Consider the following 25,972-nt stretch of genomic DNA (forward strand, 5'->3'; position numbering starts at 1 on the left):
GGAATCAGCGTCTAATCGAACAGATGCGCAAGGTCTATCTGCAGCAGGCACAGCAGGAGATCCCACATGGAAATGCGCAAGCTCGGCACGCTTGACGTATCGGCGATGGGCTTCGGGACGATGAGCTTCACCGGCATCTATGGTGCTGCGCCGGACCGGTCCGAGGCCATCGGCGTGATCAGGGGCGCGTTCGAAGACGGCGTCACCTTGTTCGACACGGCCGAAGCCTATGGCCCTTTCACCAACGAGGAACTCGTCGGCGAGGCGCTGGCCCCCGTTCGCGATCAGGTGGTGATTGCCAGCAAGTTCGGCTGGAACATCGATCCCGTTACCGGAGAACGACGCGCCGGCCTGAACAGCCAGCCGGCGCATATCGTTCAATCGGTCGATGGCATGCTCAAGCGGCTGCGGGTCGATACGATCGACCTGCTCTACCAGCATCGCGTCGACCCGGCAGTCCCGATCGAGGACGTCGCCGGCACGGTGCGTGACCTGATTGCCGCGGGCAAGGTGCGACACTTCGGGCTGTCGGAAGCTTCCGCCGACACTATCCGGCGCGCCCATGCGGTCCAGCCGGTGACGGCGGTGCAGAGCGAATATTCGCTGTGGACGCGCGATCCCGAAGACGAGGTCCTGCCCCTGTGCGCCAGCGAAGGGATCGGGTTCGTGCCCTGGAGCCCGCTTGGCGCGGGGTTTCTCACGGGCACCATCGACGCGACGACGCCCATCGCCGCGCAAGACTTCCGCTCTGCCTCGCCCCGCTTCACCGAGCAGGCCCGGCAAGCCAATCGCGCGTTGCTCGACGTGGTCGAAGCCATCTCCACCTCGCTTCAGGCGACGCCTGCGCAAGTCGCGCTCGCCTGGCTACTCGCCCGCGCACCGTTCATCGTGCCCATCCCCGGCTCGCGGCGGCTTGACCGGGTGCGAGAGAACAACCGCGCGACCACCCTTCGAATTCCGCCGGCAGACCTTGCCCGTCTTGACGACGTTCTCTCCTCCATCGCGATCGAGGGCGCCCGTCTGCCCGAGAGCGTGCTGCGGTATTCCTACCTTTGAAAGGCAGACCAGATGACCAGTGAAGTGATTGTCGTGATCGGGGCTGGCGGGATCGGCGAAGCGGTCGCCCGCCGGCAGGGCGTCGGGCGCACCGTACTGCTGGCCGACATCAACTCGGGCGTGCTTTCCGCAGCCGCGACCCGCCTGCAGGAAGCGGGCTACACGGTCGAGACGACCTTGGTCGACACAACGTCGCGCCCGTCGGTCACCGCGCTCGCACAGCGTGCGGCAGACCTCGGCGCGGTTGTGAACCTCGTCAACACGGCCGGTGTATCGCCCAACATGGCTCCTCCGGCGCGCGTGCTGGAGGTCGATCTCTACGGCACCGCGCTAGTGTTCGAGGTGTTCGAACAGGTAATCGCCCGCGGCGGTGCCGCGCTCGTCGTGTCGAGCATGGCAGGCCACATGATCCCGCAGCTTCCGGCGGAACAGGAAAAGGCGCTCGCCTTCACGCCGGCCGATGACCTGCTCGCACTCGACTTCCTGTCCCCGGCTGCCGTACCGGATTCGATGGTTGCCTATTGCCTCGCCAAGCGGGCCAACACGGTGCGGGTGCGCGGCGCCTCGATCGCGTGGGGCAACCGTGGCGCCAGGATCAACGCCATCTCGCCGGGAATCGTGGTCACGCCGCTTGCCCTGCACGAACTCGCCTCGCCCATCGGCGATGGCTACCGCGCCATGATCACAGCTTCGCCGGCCAAACGCATGGCACCGCCAGATGAAATCGCGGCGGCCTGCGCGTGGCTGCTCGGCCCCGAAGCCGGGTTCGTGACCGGCAGCGACCTGCTGATCGATGGCGGCGTGATCGCTGCCATGTTCGCCGGCAAGATCGGCCTGCCCGGCTGAATTTTCGAAGTGAGGAAATGATGATGCAACACCGCAATCTCGGCCAATCCGGCCTTTCCGTCTCCGCCCTCGGCTACGGCTGCATGGGCATCGACTTCGGCTACAACAGCAAGCTTTCGCGTGAGGATGGCATTGCGATCATCCGCGCCGCGTTCGAACGTGGCGTCACCTTCTTCGACACCGCCGAGGTCTATGGCCCGTGGACCAACGAAGACATGGTCGGCGAAGCGCTGGAACCGTTCAAGGGCGAAGTCGTGATCGCGACCAAGTTCGGCTTCGACATCGATCCCGACAGCCGCACGATGCGCGGGGTCGACAGCCGCCCCGAACAGATCCGCAAGGTCTGCGAAGCATCGCTCAAGCGCCTGCGGGTCGAAAGCCTCGACCTGTTCTACCAGCACCGGGTCGATCCCAAGGTGCCGATCGAGGACGTGGCGGGCACGGTGCGCGACCTCATCGCCGAAGGCAAGGTGAAGCACTTCGGCATGTCCGAGCCCGGTGCCGCCACGCTGCGCCGCGCCCATGCGGTGCAGCCGGTCTCGGCCCTCCAGAACGAATATTCGCTGTGGAGCCGCCAGGTCGAAACCAACGGCATCCTCGATGCGTGCGACGAACTGGGCATCGGTCTCGTGCCCTACTCCCCCCTCGGCAAGGGCTTTCTCGCCGGCGGAATCGCCAGCGCCGACCAGGTGGCCAAGGGCGATTTCCGCGGAACCCTCCCACGCTTCCAGCAGGACGCCTTTGCCAAGAACCTCGAACTGCTCGATCTGGTGAAGTCCATCGCGGCCGATCACGCGGCAACCCCGGCGCAAGTGGCGCTGGCCTGGCTGCTGGCGAAGGCGCCGTTCATCGTGCCCATTCCCGGCACCACAAAGCTGCACCGGCTCGAAGAGAACCTCGGCGCGGCGAACCTTTCCTTCGCGCCGGAAGAACTTGCGCGGATCGATGCGCTGCTCGCCACCGTGGCAGTCGAGGGCAACCGCTACACCCCTGCGGCCGAAGCGATGACCGGGTTGTAAAGTCGCCGGAGCTCAGCGAACATCCTGAAGTCGGGAGGGAAGTGGTATGCAAGGACTGCGGATCGCCCGTGCGTGGGCGGGAGCGGTGAGCCTTGCGGTGGGGCTGTGTGCCGAACCGGCGCACGCCGCCGACACCACCATCCGGATCTCCAAGCCGGCCGAGTTGCGCGAGATTCCCTTGCGCAACGCGCCGGTGGAGGACACCGAAATCTGGGACAGCTGGCAAGGCCAGACGATCGTGCGCAACGTGGTGCGGCCGACGGTTACCCCCGTGCTTCCCACCCGCGAGAAGCAGACCGGCATTGCCGTGGTGGTCATCCCGGGCAGCGGTCACTGCGATCGGCTGACCGGCTCCTTCTGTTCCGGAGCCTGGTTGCCAGCCAGCCGCCGCTCCAGAGCGGACAGTCTCCGGGCCTGAAACTCGGTCTCGCTCATCTCCATCGCTTCGGCAAAAGCCGAAAGGCGGGCGACGAGCCGGCGCCATAGCGGTGGCTGGGTCGGTTTTTCGCTTTCCTCGGTCATTGGCCGTATCCCGATTGATGATGGACGGTGGATGCTGGGCGCGCTCAGCGCGCCACTTCGACCCTTGCGGTCACGGACAGGCCCGGACGCAACATGGCCACCTTCTGTCCCTGCTCCAGCGAGATCCGCACCGGCACGCGCTGCACGATCTTCGTGAAATTGCCGGTGCCCGGTTCGAACGGCAGCAGCGCGAAGCTGGATGCGGTGCCGGGAGCAAGGCTTTCTACCTTGCCGCGCAGCTGGGTGTCGCCCAGCGCGTCTACCTTCACGGTCACTGCCTGGCCGGGATGCATTCTCTCGGTTTGCGTCTCCTTGTAGTTGGCGACCACATAGACTTCGCTCTGCGGCACCAGGCCGAGGAGGTACGTGCCGGGCTGGACATAGTCGCCGACCCGCACCTTCTTGTTGCCAACCACGCCATCGATCGGAGCGCGGATAAAGGTGTAGCCGCTATCCTGCCGAGCAAGCGTCACCGCGGCTTGCGCGCGCGCACGCGCCGACAGGGCCTGCTGCAAGGCCGCCTCCAGCTCGGGGCGGCGGGCCGAGGCCAGCGCCACCTCGCGTTGCTTCACGATGATGTCGGACCGTGCCTGTTCAGCGGAACTTTGCGCTCCGATGGCAGTCGACTGGGCCGCCTCGATATCGCGCGCGGCAATCGCCCCGCTCTGCGCAAGCGCCTCGTTGCGGCGCCGATCCGACAGTGCACGCCCTTCCTCGGCGCTGGCGGCCTTCAGCGCGCTTTGGCTGGCAGACACCCGCGCTTGGGCGAGCGACACCGAAACCGACTGGCTCGACAGAGCGGCCTTGGCGGCTGCGACGTTGGCATCCGCCTGTGCAAGTTCGGCAAGGGCCGACTCGAGCCGCGCGTCGAATTCCCTGCCCTCGATGACGACCAGGGGATCGCCCGCCTTCACCTGCTGGTTGTCACGCACCAGAACCTTGGCGACGAAGCCACGGATCCGCGGGGCAATCGTGGTGGTGTCTGCCGCGACATAGGCGTTGTCGGTCGTCTCTGCAGCGGGACTGGCCGTGAGCCAGATGATGCCGCCCGTCGCGACCACAGCCGCAACCCCTGCAACCAGCAATGCGCGAGGGAAACGCTTCTTGCCCACCCCTGCCGAATTGCCGTCGTCGGCCGTCAAAGTTTCGTCTGCCATCGAAGTCTCATGACCCTGCTTGTAAATATGACGTTCATCAGATATATGATGCTCAACATATTTACAAGCAGGTTCGTTGCCGATGTCCTCCCTCCCTCAGCGTCTCGCGGGCTTAAGCCAGGATTGGTCGCACGATCCCTCGGCCATGCCGACCGCGCGCAAGTTCACGCTTTTCGGCATCATGGCCTTCGGTCAGTTCATGGCGCTGTTCGACATCCAGATCGTCGCGGGCTCGCTGCGCGACATTCAGGCGGGGCTGTCGGCCGGACCGGACGAGATCAGCTGGGTGCAGACCGCCTACCTGATGGCCGAGCTGGTGATGATCCCCTTGTCGGGATACCTGGCAAGAGCGATGTCGACGCGTTGGCTGTTCGCCTTCTCGTCGGGGATGTTCACGCTTTCGAGCCTGCTGTGCGGGTTCGCATGGAACATCGAATCGATGATCGCCTTCCGCACGATCCAGGGCTTCACCGGCGGCGCGATGGTGCCGCTCGCCTTCGCAGTCGGCTTCACCATCTTTTCGGGTCCGCAACGGGCACTGATCCCGGCGATCCTCGGTACCACGGCGGTGCTCGGCCCCGCGCTAGGGCCCACGGCGGGAGGTCTGATTTCGGACGCGCTCAGCTGGCACTGGCTGTTCTTCGTCAATGTCCTGCCCGGTATCGCGATCACCATCGCGGCGATCATCCTGATCCGCGTCGACCGCGCCGCGCCTGCGCTGTTCCTCACCATCGACTGGCTGCACTTCTTCTCGATGGCCCTGTTCCTCGGCGGGCTCCAATTCGTGCTGGAGGAAGGGCCGCGCCATGACTGGTTCGGCGATACGACGATCCAGATCGCGGCCTGGCTCTCCTTCGTGGGCTTCGTCGTGTTCCTCGAACGCGCGCTGTTTTCGCCCAACCCGGTGGTCTCGCTGAAGCCCCTTCTCGCACCGAACTTCGCCTTTGCCTGCCTGTTCAGCCTGGTCATCGGCTTTGGCCTGTTCGCTTCGATCTATCTCGTGCCGATTTACCTGGGCCGGGTGCGCGGGTTCAGCTCGCTGCAGATCGGGCTCACCGTCTACGTCGTCGGCATTGCCCAGCTCGTGTCGACATTCATCGCCGCAAGTCTCAGCCAGCGGGTCGACATGCGCTGGATGATCACCGTCGGCTTGCTGCTGTTCGCGTGGAGCAACTGGATCACCTCGCACCTGACGAGCGAGTGGGGCTTCTGGGAAATGTTCTGGCCGCAGGCGGTGCGCGGGCTGTCCCTGATGCTGTGCATCGTGCCAAGCGTGAACATGGCGCTCGCCGGGGTTGCGCCCAAGGATCTCGGCGCGGCATCCGGGCTGTTCAACCTGATGCGCAATCTGGGTGGCGCGATCGGCATCGCCACGGTCAACACCTGGCTGCAGGACAACACCCGGATCGCCGCGCTGCGCTTTAGCGAAACGCTTGGCCAAGCGCGGCAGGAAGCCGGCACCGCGCTCGATGGGCTGGCGGCCCGCTTCTCTGCCACTACGCCCGATCCCGTCATCGCGCAGGAAATGGCGCGCAGCGAATTCGCCCAGGTAGTCGGGCGGCAGGCCCTCACGATGGCCTTCGACAATGTCTTTCTGACCATCTGCTGGATGTTTCTGGCAGCGCTCGTGCTGGTGCCGTTCTGTCGTCAGTCCGGCGCCGCTCCCGCCGACACTTCAGCCGCACATTGAAGGGCTACGAGGACAAAATGGCTTTTTCCAAACTCGCACTCCTGCTCACAGCCACGGCCACGATCGGCGCTCTCTCGCCGGTCGAGGCGAGGCCTTTGCGCGTCCGGCCTGCGTCGGACGTTCCGGCGGTGCACACGCAGGCTGAAACTGCCGGCTGGTGGCGGGCCTTTGGCGACCCTGTGCTTGACCGGATCGTCGCAACGGTGCTCGACCAGAATCTCGATCTGAAGGCTGCCTCGGCTCGTATAACGCAGGCCCGCGCGATGGCACGTTACGCGCGCGCCAACATGCTGCCGTCTGCCAATCTGTCGGCCAGCGCCCAGCGCGTCAGCCAATCGCTCGAAAGCCCGATGGGCGCGGCAGGGTCAGCGCTGGGCCTGCCGCGATCCTTCGATCTGTATCAGGCCGGGGCCGAGGCATCGTGGGAGATCGACGTGTTCGGTCGTCTCGGCCGCGAACGCCACGCCGCGTTGTCCGATCTCGATGCTGCCACCCATGATGCCGCCTCGATGCGTCTCAGTCTCGCAGCGGAGGCCGCGACCGCCTACGTGGATCTGCGCCGTCTGCAGGCAAGTCTAGCCATTGCCGAGTCACAGGTGGCAAACGCCGAGAAAGCCGTCGAACTGGTCCGCCTGAAAGTCGATCAAGGCTTTGTCCCCGCTCGCGCGCTCGACCAGGCTTTGGCTCTCAGGGACGAAGCCCGGGCCGCACTGCCCGGTCTTCGCGCCGCCGTCGCTGCGGATGCCGACCGCATCGATGTGCTGATGGGCCGCAATGCAGGAGCAGCGCGCACGGAACTTGCCGGAGGCGTGGGCGAGCTTGCCGCCATCCCGGAAACGATCGATCCCGGTGCCGCCATCGTTCCGTCCGATCTCATGCGTCGCCGGCCTGACGTGGTCGCGGCCGAGCGGCGCATGATCGCCGCCGACGATCGCGTCGCGGTCGCACTCGGGGAGTATTATCCGCGGATTTCGCTGGGCGGATTGCTGGGGGTGGTGACGCTGGGCGTGTCCAAGATGTTCACCGGGGATTCGGTACAGACCGCGGGCGGCGCTTCCCTGCGCTGGCGCCTGTTCGATTTCAGCCGCGTCGATTCCGAAGTGGCTCTGGCGCGCGGCCGTCACGCCGAGGCTCTCGCCCGGTATCGCGGCGCGCTGGTACAGGCGACCGCGGATGTCGAAACCGCGCTCACCGGCCTTGGCGAGGCGCGCGTGGCGCTTGCCACCCGCCAGCAGCAGGTCGAAGCCTTGACCGCAGCGCGCGATCGAATCAACGCGGCCTATCGCAAGGGCGACGTGGCGCTTCTTGATGTGCTCGAAGCGGATCAGCATGTGCTGTCTGCAACGCAGCAACTTGCCCTGGCTCGCGCCCAGGCTGCACAGGCTTCGATCTTTGCAGTGCGCGCGCTGGGCGGCGGATTTGAACAGCGAGACAACGACCATGGCTAACAAGAGTGCGCACAAGGCGAAGATGCGCGACACGATCGTCAGGGAGGCGTCCTTCGCGCTTCGCTCCAAGGGGCTGAACGGGGTCAGCGTTGCCGAGCTGATGCAGCGCGCCGGGCTCACGCATGGCGGCTTCTATGCCTACTACAAGAACCGCGACGAGCTGGTGGCAGAAGCGATTGCCGAAATGTTTTCGGGCACAGGACGGATGCTCGACGCGTCGCTTGCCGGCAGCCCTCCGAAAGAGGGCCTCGCAGCGCTGCTCGACTTCTACTTGTCCGAGGCAAACGTGCGCAACATCGAGAAGGGGTGCGCCATCCCCGCGCTCTCGAGCGAGGCGAGCCGCATGCCGCTTGCCGCGCGCCGCACCTTCGAGGAGGGCGTGCAGATGTTCCAGACCCGGCTTGCGGCGGCTCTAAAGGATGCCGGCTGTGCCGAAGAGGAATCCCTGGCCCGCTCGGTGCTGGCCGAGATGGTCGGCGCGCTGACCCTCGCCCGCACGATGCAGGACCAGACCGCCGCCGTCGCTTTCGTCGATTCCGCGCGCGCCGATCTCAAGAAGCGCCTCGGGCTCACCTGACACAGAGCCGCCCGCCCGCTCCAATATGGAGGACCAAGCCGATGACCACCGCCCCGGACACCCGCGATATGAGCGGCCTTGCCCTGCTTCAGTCTTTCCTGGCCGCCGGAACGCGTCCTCCCATGATCGAGCTCATGGACTTCACGCTGGTCGAAATCGAACCCGGCCGCGCCGTTTTCGAAGGAGAGCCCAAGGCGACGATGCTCAATCCGATGGGATCGGTCCACGGCGGCTATGCAGCGACAATTCTGGACACCGCCTGCGGCTGTGCGGTGCATGCCCACCTTGACGCGGACCAGAGCTTCACGACGCTGGAACTCAAGGTCTCCTACCTGCGTGGACTGTCCGCGCAATCCGGCCGGGTCCGCGCCGAGGGACGCACAATTTCGATCGGCAAGCGTGTAGCCTTCGCCGAGGCGACCCTGACCGATGACCAGGGCCGGATATGTGCCACGGCGACCTCGACGCTGATGGTGTTCGGGACCACCTGATCCATCGTATCACGCGGGGGACAGCATCGCCCGCCTACCGAAGGATGGCGTTGCGGCACCGGAAAAGCCGGCCGCCTCGATCAAGCTTTCAGCGCGGACATGGCGGGCATTGACTATTCCCGATAACCCGCGCAATAGCGCGCCTTCCGGGGATCCGGGCGGTTAGCTCAGTTGGTAGAGCATCTCGTTTACACCGAGAGGGTCGGCGGTTCGAGCCCGTCACCGCCCACCACGCGCCGATGGCGCATTTCCGCGCCGGCGCTGGTCAGCAAGACCTCCGCGTCCCTTCCCGACAACCCGCCCTGATAACCCAGCGTGCTACACCACCAGCGCCGCCGACGCTGCCGGTGTCGCGATCTCCACGAAATAGCGCGCGATCGCGTCGGCCGCCTTTTCGGTCAGGGTGATGAACGCGCGGCGCCGGTCGGTTTCGTCCTCAAGCCGCTGCAGCAGCCCGGCCTCGGTCATCTGGCCGATCCAGCGCAGTGCGGTGGTGGGCGGCACGCCCGATGCGATGCACAGCGAAGTGACCGACACCCGCGTGTGTTCTTCGCGCGCGGCGGTCAGGTCGAGCAGCATGTCCCAGGCGGGATCGGCGAACAGGTCGGGCGGCAGGAACCGCGCACGCGCCTGGCGGTGGCGGATGATCCGGCGCACCAGCCGCGGATCGGGCATCGGCGGGCGCGGCGGGCGCACCAGCCGGTCGCCCGAACGGTCGGCACCACGATCAAGCGCCCGCTCGCCCGACCGGTCGATCTGCTCGTCGCCCAGATCGTTGCTGGCCGTGCCGTCGAAACGGAAGGCCGAGGCATCGGGCGAAAGCACGTTCTGCCCGGAAGACAGCGCCTCCAGCTTCTGCGCGATCTGCGTCACCTGGTCGGTCAGCCGCAGCAGCGACAGCCGGTCTTCCTCCGACAGTTCGCGCACCCGCGATCCGCTGCGCGCCATCACCTGCCCCAGTGCGATCATCCGCTCGGCACGGCTCGGCGAAACGAGGATCTGCGCATCCGACTGGTCAAGGCAGCCGAACACGTCGTCGAGCGAGCCCATGCTGGTCGATACCACCAGCGCCGCGCCGGTCCGCGCCGCATCCCTGTCCAGCCGGGCCAGCGCCGCCAGTTGCGCCGCTTCGGCCATCGGGCAATCCACCAGCACCAGTTCGGCCGATGCGATCACGCCTGCTTCGGGCCCGTTGTCCCCGCACCCCAGCACCACGTCGAGCGATCCGGTCTGCGCCACGCGCAAGCCAGCCGCCGCCGCATCTTCCGCCATTTCGGCGCGAAGATAGCCTCGGTCGGCGAAGATCGAGACTGCCAGGGCACCGCCTCTCCGTTCGGCGCCGCCAGAGCCGCCGGGCCGATGATCGAACGGTGCGGCCGATTGCCCCATTAACTCAGTGCCTCCGTAACATTCCTGAGCGAACAACACGGGAACGACAGCGGGCGTTCAATCGGCAATGCTTCCAGAATGGATCAAGGTCGAATCTCGATCGGGGTGCCATCGGCCACCAGACCCCAGATTTCCTCTATTTCTTCGTTGCTTAAGGCAATGCAGCCGTCCGTCCAGTCGCCTTTTATACGTGTCATTCCGTAGCCGTTTGGTTGGCCATGAATAAAGATCAGGCCCCCTGCGCTTCGGCCCGCCGATCGCGCCCGCGCCACATCGTCCGAATCGGGATAGGAAATGTGCAGCGACAGGTGGTAGGCGCTGCCCGGATTGCCCCAGTCGATCACATAGCGCCCCTCGGGCGTACGCCGATCGCCTTCAAAGCGCTTGGCCCCAACGGGCGCGCCGCCGAGCGCGATGCCGGTATAGACGCGCAAGGGGACGCCGCTTTCGTCGAACAGCGTCAGCCGCCGCGCCGCCTTTTCGACCAGCACCGAGGCGGCAACGGGGCCATCCTCCTCGGCCGAGGCTTGTGGCACATCGCCCGCCGCCATGGCCGGCGAAGACACGGCGAACAGCAGCAGCGCCGCCATCGCTCCGGTCCGGAACGGGCGGCGCAGTGCCATGTCAGTCGACGAAGGGATCGCGCACGAGGATGGTGTCCTCGCGCTCGGGGCTGGTCGAAACCAGCGCGACCGGCGTTTCGATCAGTTCCTGCACGCGCTGGATGTACTTGATCGCCTGTGCCGGCAGGTCGGCCCACGAACGCGCCCCGGCGGTGGTGCCCTGCCAGCCGTCCATTTCCTCGTAGATCGGCTCGACCGCGGCCTGGTCGGCGGCGTGGCTCGGGAAGTAGTCGAGCACCTTTCCGCGCAGGCGGTAGCCGGTGCAGATCTTCACCTTGTCGAACCCGTCGAGCACGTCGAGCTTGGTGAGCGCAATGCCGGTCACGCCAGAAATCGCGCACGATTGGCGCGTCAGCACCGCATCGAACCAGCCGCAGCGGCGCTTGCGCCCGGTCACGGTGCCGAATTCGTGGCCGCGTTCGCCAAGGCGCTGGCCGGTTTCGTCCTCCAGCTCGGTCGGGAACGGGCCTGACCCGACACGGGTGGTATAGGCCTTGACGATGCCCAGCACGAAGCCGGTGGCGTTGGGGCCGAGCCCCGAACCCGATGCCGCCGTGCCCGATACCGTGTTTGAGCTGGTGACGAACGGATAGGTGCCGTGGTCGACATCGAGCAGCACGCCCTGCGCGCCTTCGAACAGGATGCGTGCACCTGCCTTGCGCACCTTGTTCAGCCGCTTCCACACCGGCTGGGCGAACTGCAGCACGAACGGCGCGATCTCGGCCAGCTCGGCCAGCAGCGCCGCGCGGTCGACCGGCGGCTGGCCGAAGCCCGCGCGCAGCGCATCGTGGTGGGCGCACAGGCGGTCGAGCTGGCTGTCCAGCGCATCGAGGTGCGCCAGGTCGCACACGCGGATCGCGCGGCGGCCGACCTTGTCCTCGTAAGCCGGGCCGATGCCGCGCCCGGTCGTGCCGATCTTGCCCGAACCCGCCGCCTGTTCGCGCAGACCGTCCAGATCACGGTGCAACGGCAGGATCAGCGGGCAGTTGTCGGCAATGGCGAAGTTTTCTGTGGTGATCGTCACGCCTTGGGCGGTGAGCTTGTCGAACTCGGCCTTCAGCGCCCAGGGATCGAGCACCACGCCGTTGCCGATGATCGACAGCGTGCCGGTGACGATGCCCGAAGGCAGCAGGCTCAGCTTGTAGACCTGTTCGCCCACCACCAGCGTGTGGCCGGCATTGTGGCCGCCCTGGAAGCGGACCACGGCGTCGGCGCGGCTTGCCAGCCAGTCGACGATCTTGCCCTTGCCCTCATCGCCCCACTGGGCGCCGATCACGGTAACGCTGGCCATGAATATACTCCTCCACCCTGCCAAGGTGGATCCAGAAACGCCCTTCGACAGGTCTCGGCGTAGCGGACGGGATAAAGGGCACGCGAAGCGGCGCACCCGATGTGCGGTGCGCGCCCTAGGGTGGCATGGCGAGAGGGTCAAGGGGGCAGTGGCGCCCGGCGGCTTCGCGGCGCACTGACAGACAGCAAGATTGTGCAAAAAGCCCCGCGACCCTGGCTAAAGCCCTGCGCGGCCCTTGCCTCTATCTCTGCCCCCAAGAGAACGCCGGAGTTGTCCGGCCCGACATGGGGAGGATTGCATGAACAAGACCCTTTCGCGCGCTTTGCTGCTGGCCAGCGTGCTCAGCCCGTTGCCCGCCCTGGCGCAGGAAGCCACCGACGCCGCCGATGAAGGCGTGATCGTCGTCACCGCACAGCGCCGCGAACAGTCGCTGCTCGACGTGCCGATCGCGATCTCGGCCGTGGGTGGAGACAGCCTTGCGTCCAAGGGCATCACCAATTCGGCCAACCTGCAGTCGGCGGTGCCCAACCTGCAGATCAGCAGCCCCTATGGCTCGACCCAGCCGAACTTCTCGCTGCGCGGCATTTCGGTCGCCAACGAATACAACTCGAACCAGGCTTCGCCCGTCGGCGTCTATCTCGATGACGTCTACCTCGCCAACCGCACCGCGCACGGCATGGGCCTGTTCGATCTCGATCGCGTCGAAGTGCTGCGCGGCCCCCAGGGCACGCTGTTCGGCCGCAACACCACCGGCGGCGCGATCAACTTCATCACTCGCACCCCCTCGCTCTCGGGCAACGAAGGCTATGGCGAAGTCGGCTATGGCCGCTTCAACACCTGGACCGCGCAGGCCGCGCTCGAAACCACGGTGGTCGAAGACCACGTCGGCCTGCGCCTTGCCGGCAACCTCGTCAACGGCGATGGCCAGATGAAGAACGTCGCCCCCGGCGCGCGTGATCCCTACGCGCAGGATACGCTGCAGGGCCGCGCCATGCTGCGCATCAAGCCCGGCGACGGCGCGCTGGACATCAAGCTCAAGGCCTATGGCGGGCGCGATCGTGGCACCGGCACCGCCGTCCACGGCTTCCTGCCTTCGCGCGCCGGACTCGGCTTCTTCGAAACCAACGAAAACCGCATCGGCCGCGCCAACACCGACGCCTGGGGCGTTTCGGCCAACATCGCCTATGAAATCAGCGACAAGCTGACCTTCACCTCGATCACCTCGCGCGATGGCGGCAAGCAGGATCTCGACCAGGCGGCCGACGGCAGCCCGCTCGACATCCTGCAGATCCGCTGGAAGTCGGACTACGACCAGTTCAGCGAAGAAGCGCGCTTCAACTACAGCGGCAACGGCCTCTCGCTCGTCGCCGGCGCCTTCTATGGCTGGGACCGCGTCGTCACCGACAACCGCTTCGCCATCGGCAGTGCGCTCGCCCCCGGCGTCGACGGCGGCTTCTTCCAGCACTACAACCAGCGCCGCTCGTCCACCGCGCTGTTCGCGCAAGGCGACGTCGAATTGGCCCGTTCGCTCACCCTCACCCTCGGCGCGCGCTACACCTGGGACCGCGCCACCTACAAGGACGGCTACGCCTACCTCTACGCCGGTGGCTTTGACGGACCCGACACCCCGCTCGCCACCACGGTGCCTTGCGCAACCCCGCCCGGCACCTGCCCCTACGATCCCGCCGCACGCTTCAACCTCAAGGGGCAGAACAACGCGCTCACCGGCCGCGTCGCGCTGTCCTACAAAACCGACGGCGGCGCGCTGGTCTATGCGAGCTACAACCGCGGCTACCGCTCGGGTGCGTTCAACGGCGGCGGCTACACCTCGTCGGTGGGGATCACCTACATCAATCCCGAAAAGGTCAACGCCTTCGAACTGGGTGCCAAGGGCCGCATCGCGGGCATGCTCACGCTGTCGGGCGCGGCATTCTACTACGATTACAAGAACCAGCAGGTGCAGGATACGCGCCCCGGCCCGGTCTCGTTCCTGGTCAACGCGCCCAAGTCCGAAGTCTATGGCGGTGAAATCGAAGCCAGCGCCAAGGTTTCGCCCATGCTCAGCCTCAACGCCTCGCTGGGCTACCTCCACGCCCGCTACAAGCAGTTGACGCTGCAGAACACCGTGCTCGATGGCAACCGCCTGCCCTTCGCGCCGACCTGGACGATCCAGGCCGGGGCCGACATCACGCCCTACGACGGCAGCGCGGGCAAGCTCACCATCTCGCCCAGCGTCGCCTACTTCTCGAAGCAGTACTTCTCGCCGTTCAACGCGGTGAACGCCACCGGCTCTGCCCAGAACAACGCCGAACTGGCGCAGGACGGCTATGCCAAGGTGAATGTCACCGCCGCGTTCAAGACCGGGCGCTTCACCGTGAAGGGCTACGTCAACAACCTCTTCAACGCGCGCACCTATGTCTACGGGCTTGATCTGCGCGGGGCGGGCTTCCCCTACAACTTCCTCGTGCCAGCCCTGCCGCGCACCTTCGGCGGCTCGGTCCGGGTCGATTTCTGATGTCTCTCCCCATCGAAGCCGACCTGTCGACCGACCTTCGGGATCCCGCGCTTTACGAAGCCGGGGTCCCGTGGGACCTCTTCGCGGCCCTGCGCCGCGAAGATCCGGTCCACTGGAACCCTGAAAGCGACGGGGCCGGCTTCTGGGCGCTGACCCGCCACGCCGATATCGTCACGGTGTCGAAGAACCCGGGCCTGTTCTCCTCGGCCTATGAAAACGGCGGCCACCGCATCTTCAACGAAAACGAGGTGGGACTGACCGGCGCGGGCGAAAGCGCGATCGGCATTCCCTTCATCTCGCGCGATCCGCCCACCCACACGCAATACCGCAAGCACATCATGCCCGCCGTCTCGCCCGCCCGCCTCGGCGATATCGAGGCGCGCATCCGCGAACGCGCCACCCGGTTGATCGACGCGATCCCGCTGGGCGAACAGATCGATCTGGTGCCCCTGCTCTCGGCCCCGCTGCCGCTGCTCACGCTGTGCGAGCTGCTCGGCCTCTCGCCCGACATGTGGGACAAGCTCTACCACTGGACCAACGCCTTCGTCGGCGAGGACGACCCCGAGTTCCGCCAGAGCCCCGAGGCCATGGCGGCGACCTTCGAGGAATTCGGAGCCTTCGCCGCCGAACTGTTCGAAGCCCGCCGTGCCGCGCCGGGCCACGACATCGCCACCTTGCTGGCGACGATGGAGGTGGGCGGCGAGCCGGCGAGCTTCCGCGATTTCCTCGGCAACATGATCCTCGTGCTGGTCGGCGCGAACGAGACCACGCGCAATTCACTGTCGCACTCGGTCCGCGCCTTCAGCGACAACCCCGGCCAGTGGCAGGCCCTGCGCAACGATCGCAGCCTGCTCAAGACCGCCGCGCCCGAAATGGTCCGCTGGGCCAGCCCCGTGCTGCACATGCGCCGCACCGCGACTGCGGACACCGAGCTGGGCGGCAAGGCCATCGCCAGGGGCGACAAGGTGGTGCTGTGGTATGCCGCCGCCAACCGCGATGAAGACGTGTTCGACCACGCCGACCGGTTCGACATCGCCCGCACCAGGAACCCGCACCTCGGCTTCGGCTTCGGCCAACACGTCTGCGTGGGGTCCCGCCTCGCCGAAATGCAGCTGCGCGTCGCGTTTGACATCCTGGCGGATCGGGTGAAATCCTTCGATGTCACCGGCCCGTCGCGGCGCTTCCGCTCGAACTTCCTCAACGGGCTGAAGAACCTCGACGTCGTGCTCACCCCCGGCTGAAGCCCGGCGGCAAAGGACAGGACATGGGAGAGAGCTGGACCAACGAACAGATCATCGCCGATGCGCTGGGGCGCGGCGCCGACGTGCAGATCGGCGCGCGCGACAATTCCTGGCGGCTGTCGCGCTGGCGCCAGTTCGTCGGTACTTATGAACTGCCCGCGCTGCCCGATCCCACCTTCGTCGTCCACATCGCCGGAAAGCCGCAGGTCCGCACCCGCCTGCAGCACGGCTGGAGCGAGACCAGCTCGATCCCCGGCTGCGCCACCATCCTGCCCTCGGGTCGCCCCAGTGGCTGGCTGGTCGATGGAGAGCTCGACGTCGTCACGCTCTCCATCGCCTCGCGCGATCTGCAGGGCGTGCCGGCGGCAGACCAGTTCCGCGCCTTGCGCTTCGCCTTCTCCGATCCGCTGGGCGTTGCCCTCACCCGCCAGATCCTGGCCGAAATCTACGCCCCGCAGGACGATGCGCGTAAGGTCTACGTGTCCACGCTGGTCGATGCGCTCACCGCGCATATGCTGCGCGGCCCCCTCGCCGCCAACGATACCGCGATCCCCACTTCGGAGTTTTCCGCCCATCGCCTCCACGGCGTGATGAACACAGTGCTGGCCCAGCCGGGGGACGATCACCCCATCGAAGCGCTCGCCGCCATCGCCGGCCTTACCCCGTCGCACTTCTGCCGTGTGTTCAAGCGCGCCACCAACCTCACCCCGCACCAGTTCGTGATGAAGGCCCGGCTCGAACGCGCGCAGGATCTGCTCGTCACCACCGACCTCACCATCGCGCAGATTTCCGACCAGCTCGGCTTTGCCAGCCAAAGCCACCTGACCCGCGCCTTCCGCACCTTCACCGGTGTCACCCCCGCCGCCTGGCGCCAGCAATCGCTGGGCTGAACGGGGCGGCACGCGCCACCGGCCAGCCCGCTTGCCAAGCGGCCGATGGCAGAGCAGGATCGTCGCTCTGCTGGAAGGGGGCTTCCCGATGAACACCCGGTCGATGCGCGTTCGCACCTTGCTGGCGGGCCTCGCGCTCCCGCTTGCCACCCTTGCGCCGGCCGTCGCCGCGCGGGCAGAGCCGGCCGCACCAGCCACGCCCGTTCCCGGCGCCACCGCCATCCCCGTCGGCACGGGGGCCACCATCGTCCCGCCCGAAGGCTGGAGCCAGAAGCGCGAAGGCCAGCTCGTCCGCTTCGTCGCGCCCGAAGGCGATGCCTCGGCGGTGATCGTCCCCATCGCCAGCGCGCGCAATGCCGATGATGCCGCAATGCAGGCCTTCGCGCTGGCGCGCCCCGGTTTTTCGCGTGCGATCGACCTTACCCAGCCCCTGCCCCCGCGCGAAGGGTGGGACGATGCCGCTGTCACCGGGTTTGACGTGCCGCCCGCCGAAAAGGCGATCGCGCAGGCGATCGTACTGCGCAAGGGCACCAGCTACACCGTGGTCGCGATCGAAGGCGCGCTGGCTACGCTCGCCAAGCGCAACGCCCAGCTGCGCGTCGCCAGCGACACGCTCAAGCCGGCGGGTTTCACGTCCGAAAGCTTTGCCGGCAAGGCCGCCCACCGCTTCGATGCGACAAGGGTCGAAGCGCTCAAGCGCTTTGTCCTGTCCGCCATGCAGCAGCTCAAGATCCCCGGCATCGGCCTCGCCGTGGTCGATCATGGCAAGATCGTCTACGAAGGCGGCCTCGGGGTGAAGGACCTCGCCACCGGCACGCCGGTCGATGCCGACACCCTGTTCATGATCGCCTCGAACACCAAGGGCATGTCCACCTTGCTGCTCGCCACCCTGGTCGATCAGGGCAAGCTTGACTGGAACCAGCCGGTCACCCGCTACATGCCCGAATTCCGCCTCGGCGATGACGCGACCACCCGCAAGGTGCTGGTCAAGCATCTCGTATGCGCCTGCACCGGCCTGCCCCGGCGCGACATGGAATGGCTGTTCAACACAAGCCCCTCCACCCCGGCGACCGCCACGTTCGACCAGCTGGCCGCCTCGCAGCCCACCAGCGGCTTCGGCGAAGTCTTCCAGTACAACAACCTGATGGCCAGCGCGGCGGGCTATCTCGGCGCCCGCCTGATCGCACCGGGCAAGGAACTCGGCGCCGCCTACGACAAGGCGATGCAGGACCGCATCTTCACCCCGCTCGGCATGCGCGACACGACGTTGAGCAACACCGTCGCCACGGCGGGCAACTGGGCGCGGCCCTACGATCTCGACATCGACGGCAAGGTCGCGCTGATCGACATGAAGTTCAACGATACCGTCGTGCCCTATCGCCCCGCCGGTGGCGCATGGTCCTCGGCGCATGACATGGCGCGCTACGTGCTCGATGAACTCGACCAGGGCCGCCTGCCCAATGGCAAGCGCCTCGTCTCGGCCACCAACCTGCTCGCCCGCCGCGTCCACAACGTGCCCGTGGCCGATCAGCAGTGGTACGGCATGGGGCTCGAGGATTCGATCATGTCGGGCGTCTCGGTCATCCACCACGGCGGCAGCATGTTCGGCTACAAGTCCGACTGGTTCGCCGTCCCTTCGGCCCAGGTGGGCATCGTCGTCCTTACCAATTCCGAAATGGGCTACGATCTGACCAAGGCGGCCAGCCGCCGCATGATCGAGCTGCTCTACGACGGCGCGCCGAAGGCCGCCCAACAGGTCGCCGTTGCCGCCCGGCAGGCCGATCTCTGGGTTGAAAAGAACCGCAGCCAGCTCGATCGCAACGTCTCGCCGGAAGAAGCGCGCCGCTATGTCGGCAACTACGCCAACCGCGAATTGGGCCCCCTCACCGTCACCTATGCCGACGGCGTGCTCCACGCGCGTGCCACATCGATCTGGTCGGACCTCGCGCTCAAGAAGAACGCCGATGGCTCGACCAGCCTCGCCACGATCTCGCCGGGCGCCAGCGGCTTCGAATTTCTCGCCACCACCCGCGATGGCAAGCGCGCATTGGTCCTGCAGGATCCGCAGCGCGAATATGTCCTGCTCGAAACGACCGGCTAGGCGCTCCAAAGCGGCATTGCGTATGCATGATGCATCACCAACGCCCCTCCACCTTCTGTCCTACAGTGCGTAAGGTCGTTACAACCCTGTTGCCCGGGTCCTGACCCACGCATTTGCGCCGATTGCCCTGCCAGCATGTGCCAGGCAGGGGCAATCGGTGACTTTGCTCTTTGAAGTCTGTCAACTTCGTCAACTTGGCCGATTTAGGCGGCCCCGAATCAGGCCCCGCATCAGGCGCCGAATCCGCCGTCGATGGTCTGCAGCGCGCCGGTGATCATCGCCGCGTGCGGCCCTGCGAGATAAGCCGCGTATTCGGCGATCTCGTCGGCGCGGGCGTGGCGCTTGATGGCCATCGTGGTGTGCATAAGGTCAGCCATCGGACCGTCGGCGGGGTTCATGTCGCTGTCTGTCGGCCCCGGCTGGATCACGTTCACGGTAATGCCGCGCGGGCCGAAATCGCGGGCCAGGCCCCGGACCATGCCCTGCATCGCCGACTTGGTCATGGTGTAGGCGGTAACGCCGGGAAACGGGATGCGGTCGCCATTGACCGATCCGATCACGATGATCCGGCCGCCGTCGTTCATCTTCCGCGCCGCCTCGACCGCGGCGTGATACGGTGCGCGGACGTTGATGTCGATCATCCGGTCGACCGCGTCGGGATCGAGCGTCAGCGGATCGCCCATCAGAGCGATACCGGCGTTGATCACGATCACGTCAAGCGCGCCCGCACCGGCGACGGTGGCGACCAGCGCATCGCGATCTGCGCTGTCGGTCTTTATCGCCTCGGCACCGGTCTCTGCCGCTATGGCAAGCGCAGCGGCTTCGGAGCCCGAATACGTGAAGGATACTTTGGCGCCGCCCGCAACAAAGCGGCGGACGATGGCGGCGCCGATGCCCCGGCTTCCGCCCAGCACGAGGACGGTCTTGCCTGCAAGGTCGGTCATGATTTCAATCCCCTGTTTCGATCGTCGGCAGCCCGATAGCCACCGGTTGCGACAGAGATGCACCCGCATCCCCCATCGCACCAGTGCGACAATTGCCGCCAAACCCTACAGGTAAATCGAAAAGTTTCAGGCCGCTGGGATGCTCAGGCCAGCGCCACGACCTCTCCGCCATCGAGCGTGTGGCTGCAACCGAGCGATACGGCGCTGTCGCCCTCGCTCAATGCGGCTGCCGTGCGCCAGCCGATGCTGCGCAGCCGGGCGGCCACTTCGCGGTCGTGGCCCAGCGGCAGGAACACCTTGTCGGAAAGCGGCTCGCTCTGCGCGATCAGGTCGATCAGCGCATCGGGATAGAGCGAAAAGCCTGTCGCGACTTCGCCCTCTCCCCCCGCATTCGCGCCGGCGATGCGGTAGGTGCCGCCGCGCCCCAGCAGCCCGCGCACGCCTTCGGCGTAGAGCGTGAAGCCGAACCAGCTCTGGTATTCGAAGCCGTGGCGTTCGCTGGGATCGAGCGTCAGCCGCGCACCGGTCGGAGCGATGGCGGCGGCGATTTCACGCAGCGCGGCGATGCGGCTGGCCAGTGCGCCACCGGCATCGATGGCGGCCAGCTTTTCGATCGCGCCGTCGAAATCCCCGGTCGCGTAGATCAGCGGAACGTACGCTTCACCACCTGCATCGCGCAGGCCGCCGGCATCCTTGGTATCCAGCTCGCGCCGCACCGCCTCGATCGCGCCGGGTTCGAGCGGGAAGGCCTTGGCCGCCAGCGTATCGACCAGATCGGGCAGCGTGAAATCGACGCTGACGCTGCGGGCGCCCGCCGCCTGCAGCGCCTCGATCGCCACGATCAGGATCTCGATGGCCGCCGCCACGTTGTCGGCGCCGATCAGTTCGGCCCCGCACTGCAGCTTCTCGCGCGCCGGGTCGAGCCCGTCGCCCTTGATCGTCAGCACCTGGCCTGCGTACATCAACCGCAACGGCCGCGCCGCGCCTGCCAGCCGGCCTTGCGCGATCCGGCCGATCTGCGGGGTGAAGTCGCTGCGCAGCGCCATCATCCGCAGGCTCGACGGATCGACGAAGCGGAACATGCGCCTGCTCTGGATGCCTGCCATCCGCGATGCGAGGCTCTTTTCGAACTCGATCATCGGCGGCAGCACGCGGTCGTAGCCATGGCCGTGCATCACGTCCTGGATGCTGCGCATCGCACGCGTCGTCGTCGCCGCTTCACGCGGCAGGCGGTCCTCGAGCCCCTCGGGCAGCAGGTCGGTATCGTCGGTCATCGCGATTCGCCCCCTACCCGCTCGCCCCGCCAAAGTCGAAGGCGAAGCGAACGGGTCGGAGCATGGCGTCCGTCAGACGAACTTGAGCGCCTTGACCGTGCGGACGCCCTCGATCTCGCACGCCTGCTTGAGCACGTCGGCCGGGACGGGGCTATCGAGCGAGAGCAGCAGCACCGCTTCGCCACCGGCGTTGCGGCGGCCGAGGTGGAAGGTGCCGATGTTGATACCCGCCTGACCCAGCAGCGTACCGATGCGGCCGATGAAGCCCGGTGCGTCGCTGTTGACGATATACAGCATGTCGCCGTCGAGATCGGCTTCGATGCCGATGCCGAAGATTTCGACAAGGCGCGGCTGGCCGTTGCCGAACAGCGTACCCGCAACCGAGCGGTCGCCCGCTGCGGTGCCAACGGTGACGCGCACCAGCGTGCGGTATTCGCCTTCGCGGTCATGGCGCACTTCGCGCACGTCCAGCCCGCGCTCCTTGGCGAGGAACGGCGCGTTGACCATGTTCACCGACTGCGAATACTGGCTCATCAGCCCGGCGAGCACCGCGGCGGTGATCGGCTTCTGGTTGAGCTGCGCGGCGGCGCCTTCGACCTCGATCGCGATCTTGGTCAGGTTGTCGTGCGCCAGCTGGCCAACCAGCTTGCCGAGCTTTTCAGCCAGCGCCATGTACGGCTTGAGCTTGGGCGCTTCCTCGGCCGACAGGCTCGGCATGTTGAGCGCGTTGGTCACGCCGCCGGTGGTGAGGTATTCGGCCATCTGCTCTGCCACCTGCAGCGCGACGTTGACCTGCGCTTCGGTGGTCGATGCGCCGAGGTGCGGCGTGCAGATGAAGTTGGGCGTGCCGAACAGCGGCGAGGCCTTGGCGGGTTCGGTTTCGAACACGTCGAGCGCGGCGCCGGCCACCTGGCCCGAATCGAGCGCATCCTTCAGTGCGGCTTCATCGATCAGGCCGCCACGCGCGCAGTTGACGATGCGCACGCCCTTCTTGGTCTTGGCGATGTTTTCGCGGCTGAGGATGTTGCGCGTTTCCGCCGTCAGCGGGGTGTGCAGCGTGATGAAGTCGGCCTTGGCCAGCAGCGTGTCGAGATCGGCCTTTTCGACGCCCATCTCGATCGCGCGTTCGGGGGTGAGGAACGGATCGTAGGCGACGACCTTCATCTTGAGGCCCAGCGCGCGGGTAGCAACGATCGAGCCGATGTTGCCCGCGCCGATCAGGCCCAGCGTCTTGCCGGTGACTTCAACGCCCATGAAGCCGTTCTTCGGCCACAGCCCCGCCTGGGTCTGCGCGTTGGCTTCGGGGATCTGGCGCGCGAGGGCGAAGATCATGGCGATGGCGTGTTCGGCGGTGGTGATCGAGTTGCCGAACGGGGTGTTCATCACCACCACGCCCTGTGCCGAAGCCGCCGGGATATCGACGTTGTCGACACCGATGCCGGCGCGGCCGATCACCTTGAGGTTCTTGGCGGCGGCGAGGATTTCCTTGGTGACCTTGGTCGACGAACGGATGGCAAGGCCATCGTATTCGCCGATGCGCGCGGCCAGCTGTTCGGGCGTTTCGCCGGTGATCACGTCGACGTCGCAGCCCATCTCGGTGAAGATGCGGGCGGCGTTGGGATCCATCTTGTCGGAAATGAGAACCTTGGGCTTGGTCATGTCTTTATGTCCTTCGTCACCCCGGGCTTGCCCCGGGATCCCGCTTGTTTGCGCGGGCGAGAAAACGAAGCGGGACCCCGGCTCAAGGCCGGGGTGACGCCAAGTGGTACAGGAAATCAGGCAGCGGCGAGCGCGGCCTTGGTTTCGGCGTAGGCCCAGTCGAGCCAGGGACCGAGCGCCTCGATGTCTTCGGCGTTCACGGTCGCGCCGCACCAGATGCGCAGGCCCGCCGGGGCATCGCGGTATCCGGCAATGTCGTAGGCGGCCCCTTCCTTTTCGAGCAGGGCGGCGAACTTCTTGATGAAGTCGGCATCGGCGCCTTCGACCGAGAGGCAGACCGAGGTCTTCGACCGGGTCGCTTCGTCGGAGGCAAGGTGCGAGAGCCACGAACGCTCTTCGACGATCTTGTTGAGCGCGGCGGCGTTGGCATCGCTGCGCGCCTGCAAGCCCTTCAGCCCGCCCAGGCCCTTGGCCCATTCGAGCGCGAAGATCGCGTCTTCGACCGCGAGCATCGAGGGGGTGTTGATCGTTTCGCCCTTGAACACGCCTTCGGCCAGCTTGCCCTTGGAAACGAGGCGGAACACCTTGGGCAGCGGCCAGGCGGGGGTGTAGGTTTCGAGCCGTTCGACCGCGCGGGGGCCGAGGATCAGCACGCCATGGCCGCCTTCGCCGCCCAGCACCTTCTGCCAGGAGAAGGTGGCGACGTCGATCTTCGACCAGTCGATGTCGTAGGCGAAGACCGCCGAAGTGGCGTCGGCAAAGCTGAGGCCTTCGCGGTCCGCCGGGATGAAGTCGGCATTGGGCACGCGCACGCCGGACGTGGTGCCGTTCCAGGTGAACAGCACGTCGTTCGACCAGTCGATCGCGTTCAGATCGGCGATCTGGCCATAGTCGGCGCGCAGGATCGTGGGATCGAGCTTCAGCTGCTTCGCGGCATCGGTGACCCAACCTTCACCGAACGATTCCCAGGCCAGCGTGGTGACCGGGCGCGCGCCGAGCATCGTCCACATCGCCATTTCGAAGGCGCCGGTGTCCGAGCCGGGCACGATGCCGATGCGGTGCGTATCGGGCAGCTGGAGCACTTCGCGCATCAGATCGATGCAGTACTGCAGGCGCGACTTGCCGATCTTGGCGCGGTGCGAGCGGCCGAGCGATTCGGTGGCGAGTTTTTCGGGAGCGTAGCCGGGCGGCTTGGCGCAGGGTCCGGACGAAAAGAACGGACGTGCAGGCGTATTGGCCGGCTTGGCGGCGGGAAGCTCAGTCATGTAGTCTCTCCTTGCAGAGAGCACGCGCGGCGTTGGGACCGCGTGGCCCGTCGGCCGCCCTAGCGGCGATCCCTGCGTTGTCAATCACGGCCCCTTGTGCGATTCTACGCGGGTCAGGCGCCAAAACCGCGGAAGGCCGTGGCTTCGCCCTGCCGCAGATTTATTTTCATGCGGCGCAAGGACGGTGACAGGCGGCGCCGGGGAGGACAGCGAATCGTCATGCACGGCTCGTCGCGACGCTCACCAATCGTTAACCATCCGGGCCGAAAGTCGGCTGCATGACCCGCGCCCTTGCCCTGGCCGCGCTTTCTGTTGCCACGCTGCTGGCCGGCTGCGTCGGCGCGCCCGAGGCGCCGCCGCGCCGCCCGACGCGCACGACCGTGGACACCATCGCGCCGCGCCCGGACGAGCGGCAGTGCCTTGCCAACCTTGGCCGCAGCGAAGCCGCTTTCACCCCCCTGCCCGACCAGTATTACGGCGCGGGTTGTTCGACGCTGGGCGCGGTGCGGCTGAACTGGCTGCGCAGCGACGATTCGCGGCTGCAGCTTTCGAACCTTGGCCCGGTGACCTGCACGGCGGCCAACACGCTTTCGGGCTGGGCGCGCTTTGGCGTGGACCGCGCCGCGCGGCAGATCCTGGGCAGCCCGCTTGTCCGCATCGAGACGATGGGCAGCTACAGCTGCCGTACGGTGGCGGGCACAAGCCGGATGTCCGCCCACGCCACCGCCAATGCCATCGACGTCGGCGGATTTGTGTTAGCGGACGGACGGCGGATCAACGTGATGCGCGACTGGAACAGCGATTCACCACAAATCCGCGCCTTCCTGCGCACCGTCCGCGACAGCGGCTGCAAGCGATTCGGCACCGTGCTGAGCCCGGACTACAACGCGGCCCACCACGATCACCTGCACCTGGAAGTGGGCGGCACGCGCAGCTTCTGCCGCTGATCGGCAAGGAGAAAGCCGCGCTGCCCTGGCATCCCGACGAGAATGGAGCTTGAAAGGGGATACATCGGCGCAGCGATGGGCGCGGCGCGCCTGTCAGATGCTCCACCCGGGCGACCAAGAATGCAGAAGCCCGAAACGAAGGCGGGCCGCCCGGCTGACGATCCGGGCGGCCCGCTCGATGAGACCGCGGGGGGCAACGTGGTCTCAGGTATATCCAGCCTGTCCAGCGGGGCGCGCAAGGTGCGCGCGGTCGGCAGGAAGATGGAATGGCCGCGGCGTGGCGAATGGTCGATCCTGGCCGTTGCGCACCCCCTGTGCGCCTGCCGCGCCCCAATCCCTCCTGGGCGTTACCGGCTTTGCGATACGGCCTTGATGCCCCCTGTCGTCACGCCGCGACGTCTCCGAGGCCGGCCGCCTCGATGCGCAGGCGAACCGCTTCTGCCGCATGGCGGGCGCCGAGCTTGCCCATCATCTTCATGCGGTGGATTTCCACGGTACGCGGACTGATATCGAGATCGCGGGCGATCGCCTTGTTGCTGCACCCTTCGGCCAGGCGATCGAGCACTTCGCGTTCGCGCAAGCTGAGGCGGGCGATGCGCTGGCGCGCTTCGGCGGCGCGGGCGCGCTGGGCGCGGTGCGTTTCCGCTTCCTTGGTGGCGTGGGCGATGGCTTCGTTGAGCGGGCCGATCTGCTGCGGCACGGCGAGGTAATCGAGCGCGCCCGCCTTGATCGCGGTGACGACCGCGTGGGTTTCGGGCGTTTCAGCCACGGCGATCACCGGCAGCCAGTGCCCGGCGCGCATCATCGCCGCGATGAGCGTGGCGATGCCCTGCCCTGTCGGTTCGTCGTGCGCCAGCACCAGGCCGTTCGACGGCGCGTGGGAGAGCAGCTCCTCCGCGTTGGCGTAGATTTCGGCATGATGCCCCGCTGCGAAAGCGAGACGGGCGAGTTGCGCGCGTCGCGCACTATCGCCATCGAGGATGTGGAGTGTGACACGTTCGACCATGCCGGGAAGTAAGACGCCGTC

The 25,972-nt window shown here is 66.7% G+C and carries 22 protein-coding genes and 1 tRNA gene; 14 read left to right on the forward strand and 9 right to left on the reverse strand.

Going from position 1 to position 25,972, the window contains the following annotated elements; translation table 11 throughout:
- Positions 1-66 precede the first annotated feature (66 nt).
- The 4 genes from HHL27_RS09365 to HHL27_RS09380 are packed head-to-tail and all read left to right on the forward strand — an operon-like array spanning position 67 to position 3,339.
- A complete protein-coding gene (locus HHL27_RS09365) occupies positions 67-1,056 on the forward strand; it encodes an aldo/keto reductase (RefSeq protein ID WP_169493137.1) in 990 nt (329 codons plus the stop codon).
- 12 nt (positions 1,057-1,068) lie between these two features.
- Positions 1,069-1,902 (forward strand): SDR family oxidoreductase, encoded by an 834-nt coding sequence (locus HHL27_RS09370; protein ID WP_169493138.1) that lies wholly within the window; start codon positions 1,069-1,071, stop codon positions 1,900-1,902.
- A 23-nt stretch (positions 1,903-1,925) separates the two neighbouring features.
- Entirely contained in the window at positions 1,926-2,921 is a 996-nt protein-coding gene (locus HHL27_RS09375) for an aldo/keto reductase (protein WP_169493139.1), read from the forward strand.
- A gap of 46 nt (positions 2,922-2,967) precedes the next feature.
- Positions 2,968-3,339, forward strand: a complete 372-nt coding sequence (locus HHL27_RS09380; RefSeq protein WP_169493140.1) for a hypothetical protein — start codon at positions 2,968-2,970, stop codon at positions 3,337-3,339.
- 148 nt (positions 3,340-3,487) lie between these two features.
- Here HHL27_RS09380 and HHL27_RS09385 read toward each other — a convergent pair whose 3' ends face one another.
- Entirely contained in the window at positions 3,488-4,600 is a 1,113-nt protein-coding gene (locus HHL27_RS09385; RefSeq protein WP_169493141.1) for an HlyD family secretion protein, read from the reverse strand.
- Between the two features lie 145 nt (positions 4,601-4,745).
- Here HHL27_RS09385 and HHL27_RS09390 point away from each other — a divergent pair, with 145 nt between their 5' ends.
- From HHL27_RS09390 to HHL27_RS09410, 5 genes are all read left to right on the forward strand, one after another.
- A complete protein-coding gene (locus HHL27_RS09390; protein ID WP_240959596.1) occupies positions 4,746-6,290 on the forward strand; it encodes a DHA2 family efflux MFS transporter permease subunit in 1,545 nt (514 codons plus the stop codon).
- Positions 6,291-6,307: 17 nt separating this feature from the next.
- Positions 6,308-7,738, forward strand: a complete 1,431-nt coding sequence (locus HHL27_RS09395) for an efflux transporter outer membrane subunit (RefSeq protein ID WP_169493143.1) — start codon at positions 6,308-6,310, stop codon at positions 7,736-7,738.
- Positions 7,731-8,315, forward strand: coding sequence for a TetR/AcrR family transcriptional regulator (locus HHL27_RS09400; RefSeq protein ID WP_169493144.1), 585 nt, complete (start codon positions 7,731-7,733; stop codon positions 8,313-8,315). Before HHL27_RS09395 ends, HHL27_RS09400 begins: the two co-directional genes overlap by 8 nt.
- Before the next feature lie 41 nt (positions 8,316-8,356).
- Positions 8,357-8,806 carry a PaaI family thioesterase gene (locus tag HHL27_RS09405; RefSeq protein ID WP_169493145.1) on the forward strand — a complete coding sequence of 150 codons (450 nt, stop codon included), beginning with the start codon at positions 8,357-8,359 and terminating at the stop codon, positions 8,804-8,806.
- Positions 8,807-8,962: 156 nt separating this feature from the next.
- Positions 8,963-9,038, forward strand: a tRNA-Val gene (locus HHL27_RS09410).
- 86 nt (positions 9,039-9,124) lie between these two features.
- Here HHL27_RS09410 and HHL27_RS09415 read toward each other — a convergent pair.
- The 3 genes from HHL27_RS09415 to HHL27_RS09425 form a co-directional block, all read right to left on the reverse strand.
- The gene (locus HHL27_RS09415) at positions 9,125-10,195 is read right to left on the reverse strand and encodes a winged helix DNA-binding protein (protein ID WP_240959598.1); all 1,071 of its coding nucleotides are present in this window, start codon (positions 10,193-10,195) and stop codon (positions 9,125-9,127) included.
- Between the two features lie 83 nt (positions 10,196-10,278).
- On the reverse strand, positions 10,279-10,818 hold the full coding sequence (locus HHL27_RS09420; RefSeq protein ID WP_420874039.1) for a L,D-transpeptidase family protein: 540 nt from the start codon (positions 10,816-10,818) through the stop codon (positions 10,279-10,281).
- Position 10,819: 1 nt separating this feature from the next.
- Positions 10,820-12,109, reverse strand: coding sequence for an adenylosuccinate synthase (locus tag HHL27_RS09425; protein WP_169493146.1), 1,290 nt, complete (start codon positions 12,107-12,109; stop codon positions 10,820-10,822).
- Positions 12,110-12,407: 298 nt separating this feature from the next.
- Here HHL27_RS09425 and HHL27_RS09430 point away from each other — a divergent pair, with 298 nt between their 5' ends.
- From HHL27_RS09430 to HHL27_RS09445, 4 genes are all read left to right on the forward strand, one after another.
- Complete coding sequence (locus HHL27_RS09430) at positions 12,408-14,624, forward strand: TonB-dependent receptor (RefSeq protein WP_169493147.1); 2,217 nt, start codon at positions 12,408-12,410, stop codon at positions 14,622-14,624.
- Positions 14,624-15,865: a cytochrome P450 gene (locus HHL27_RS09435; protein ID WP_206069485.1), complete on the forward strand. Its 1,242-nt coding sequence runs from the start codon at positions 14,624-14,626 to the stop codon at positions 15,863-15,865. Before HHL27_RS09430 ends, HHL27_RS09435 begins: the two co-directional genes overlap by 1 nt.
- Before the next feature lie 23 nt (positions 15,866-15,888).
- Positions 15,889-16,755 carry a helix-turn-helix domain-containing protein gene (locus HHL27_RS09440; protein WP_169493148.1) on the forward strand — a complete coding sequence of 289 codons (867 nt, stop codon included), beginning with the start codon at positions 15,889-15,891 and terminating at the stop codon, positions 16,753-16,755.
- Positions 16,756-16,843: 88 nt separating this feature from the next.
- Positions 16,844-18,856, forward strand: coding sequence for a serine hydrolase domain-containing protein (locus HHL27_RS09445; protein WP_169493149.1), 2,013 nt, complete (start codon positions 16,844-16,846; stop codon positions 18,854-18,856).
- Positions 18,857-19,086: 230 nt separating this feature from the next.
- Here the strand turns inward: HHL27_RS09445 and bdcA are convergent, their stop codons facing one another.
- The 4 genes from bdcA to HHL27_RS09465 form a co-directional block, all read right to left on the reverse strand.
- Positions 19,087-19,800: an SDR family oxidoreductase gene (bdcA, locus tag HHL27_RS09450; protein ID WP_169493150.1), complete on the reverse strand. Its 714-nt coding sequence runs from the start codon at positions 19,798-19,800 to the stop codon at positions 19,087-19,089.
- A gap of 143 nt (positions 19,801-19,943) precedes the next feature.
- Positions 19,944-21,074, reverse strand: a complete 1,131-nt coding sequence (locus tag HHL27_RS09455; RefSeq protein WP_169493151.1) for an ATP phosphoribosyltransferase regulatory subunit — start codon at positions 21,072-21,074, stop codon at positions 19,944-19,946.
- Between the two features lie 72 nt (positions 21,075-21,146).
- On the reverse strand, positions 21,147-22,733 hold the full coding sequence (gene serA, locus HHL27_RS09460; protein WP_169493152.1) for a phosphoglycerate dehydrogenase: 1,587 nt from the start codon (positions 22,731-22,733) through the stop codon (positions 21,147-21,149).
- Positions 22,734-22,849: 116 nt separating this feature from the next.
- Positions 22,850-23,998 carry a phosphoserine transaminase gene (locus HHL27_RS09465; protein ID WP_169493153.1) on the reverse strand — a complete coding sequence of 383 codons (1,149 nt, stop codon included), beginning with the start codon at positions 23,996-23,998 and terminating at the stop codon, positions 22,850-22,852.
- A 278-nt stretch (positions 23,999-24,276) separates the two neighbouring features.
- Here HHL27_RS09465 and HHL27_RS09470 point away from each other — a divergent pair, with 278 nt between their 5' ends.
- On the forward strand, positions 24,277-24,945 hold the full coding sequence (locus HHL27_RS09470) for an extensin-like domain-containing protein (RefSeq protein ID WP_169493154.1): 669 nt from the start codon (positions 24,277-24,279) through the stop codon (positions 24,943-24,945).
- A gap of 385 nt (positions 24,946-25,330) precedes the next feature.
- Here the strand turns inward: HHL27_RS09470 and HHL27_RS09475 are convergent, their stop codons facing one another.
- Complete coding sequence (locus tag HHL27_RS09475; RefSeq protein WP_169493155.1) at positions 25,331-25,951, reverse strand: response regulator transcription factor; 621 nt, start codon at positions 25,949-25,951, stop codon at positions 25,331-25,333.
- Between the last annotated feature and the right edge of the window lie 21 nt (positions 25,952-25,972).

The sequence above is a fragment of the Novosphingobium olei genome (assembly GCF_012927405.1).
Lineage (GTDB): Bacteria > Pseudomonadota > Alphaproteobacteria > Sphingomonadales > Sphingomonadaceae > Novosphingobium > Novosphingobium olei.

What these genes read in the sequence shown, in the direction of transcription:
- HHL27_RS09365 (WP_169493137.1), top strand. Translation starts at nt 67, where the DNA reads ATGGAAATGCGCAAGCTCGGCACGCTTGACGTATCGGCGATGGGCTTC.
- HHL27_RS09370 (WP_169493138.1), top strand. Translation starts at nt 1,069, where the DNA reads ATGACCAGTGAAGTGATTGTCGTGATCGGGGCTGGCGGGATCGGCGAA.
- HHL27_RS09375 (WP_169493139.1), top strand. Translation starts at nt 1,926, where the DNA reads ATGCAACACCGCAATCTCGGCCAATCCGGCCTTTCCGTCTCCGCCCTC.
- HHL27_RS09380 (WP_169493140.1), top strand. Translation starts at nt 2,968, where the DNA reads ATGCAAGGACTGCGGATCGCCCGTGCGTGGGCGGGAGCGGTGAGCCTT.
- HHL27_RS09385 (WP_169493141.1), bottom strand. Translation starts at nt 4,600, where the DNA reads ATGGCAGACGAAACTTTGACGGCCGACGACGGCAATTCGGCAGGGGTG.
- HHL27_RS09390 (WP_240959596.1), top strand. Translation starts at nt 4,746, where the DNA reads ATGCCGACCGCGCGCAAGTTCACGCTTTTCGGCATCATGGCCTTCGGT.
- HHL27_RS09395 (WP_169493143.1), top strand. Translation starts at nt 6,308, where the DNA reads ATGGCTTTTTCCAAACTCGCACTCCTGCTCACAGCCACGGCCACGATC.
- HHL27_RS09400 (WP_169493144.1), top strand. Translation starts at nt 7,731, where the DNA reads ATGGCTAACAAGAGTGCGCACAAGGCGAAGATGCGCGACACGATCGTC.
- HHL27_RS09405 (WP_169493145.1), top strand. Translation starts at nt 8,357, where the DNA reads ATGACCACCGCCCCGGACACCCGCGATATGAGCGGCCTTGCCCTGCTT.
- HHL27_RS09415 (WP_240959598.1), bottom strand. Translation starts at nt 10,195, where the DNA reads ATGGGGCAATCGGCCGCACCGTTCGATCATCGGCCCGGCGGCTCTGGC.
- HHL27_RS09420 (WP_420874039.1), bottom strand. Translation starts at nt 10,818, where the DNA reads ATGGCACTGCGCCGCCCGTTCCGGACCGGAGCGATGGCGGCGCTGCTG.
- HHL27_RS09425 (WP_169493146.1), bottom strand. Translation starts at nt 12,109, where the DNA reads ATGGCCAGCGTTACCGTGATCGGCGCCCAGTGGGGCGATGAGGGCAAG.
- HHL27_RS09430 (WP_169493147.1), top strand. Translation starts at nt 12,408, where the DNA reads ATGAACAAGACCCTTTCGCGCGCTTTGCTGCTGGCCAGCGTGCTCAGC.
- HHL27_RS09435 (WP_206069485.1), top strand. Translation starts at nt 14,624, where the DNA reads ATGTCTCTCCCCATCGAAGCCGACCTGTCGACCGACCTTCGGGATCCC.
- HHL27_RS09440 (WP_169493148.1), top strand. Translation starts at nt 15,889, where the DNA reads ATGGGAGAGAGCTGGACCAACGAACAGATCATCGCCGATGCGCTGGGG.
- HHL27_RS09445 (WP_169493149.1), top strand. Translation starts at nt 16,844, where the DNA reads ATGAACACCCGGTCGATGCGCGTTCGCACCTTGCTGGCGGGCCTCGCG.
- bdcA (WP_169493150.1), bottom strand. Translation starts at nt 19,800, where the DNA reads ATGACCGACCTTGCAGGCAAGACCGTCCTCGTGCTGGGCGGAAGCCGG.
- HHL27_RS09455 (WP_169493151.1), bottom strand. Translation starts at nt 21,074, where the DNA reads ATGACCGACGATACCGACCTGCTGCCCGAGGGGCTCGAGGACCGCCTG.
- serA (WP_169493152.1), bottom strand. Translation starts at nt 22,733, where the DNA reads ATGACCAAGCCCAAGGTTCTCATTTCCGACAAGATGGATCCCAACGCC.
- HHL27_RS09465 (WP_169493153.1), bottom strand. Translation starts at nt 23,998, where the DNA reads ATGACTGAGCTTCCCGCCGCCAAGCCGGCCAATACGCCTGCACGTCCG.
- HHL27_RS09470 (WP_169493154.1), top strand. Translation starts at nt 24,277, where the DNA reads ATGACCCGCGCCCTTGCCCTGGCCGCGCTTTCTGTTGCCACGCTGCTG.
- HHL27_RS09475 (WP_169493155.1), bottom strand. Translation starts at nt 25,951, where the DNA reads ATGGTCGAACGTGTCACACTCCACATCCTCGATGGCGATAGTGCGCGA.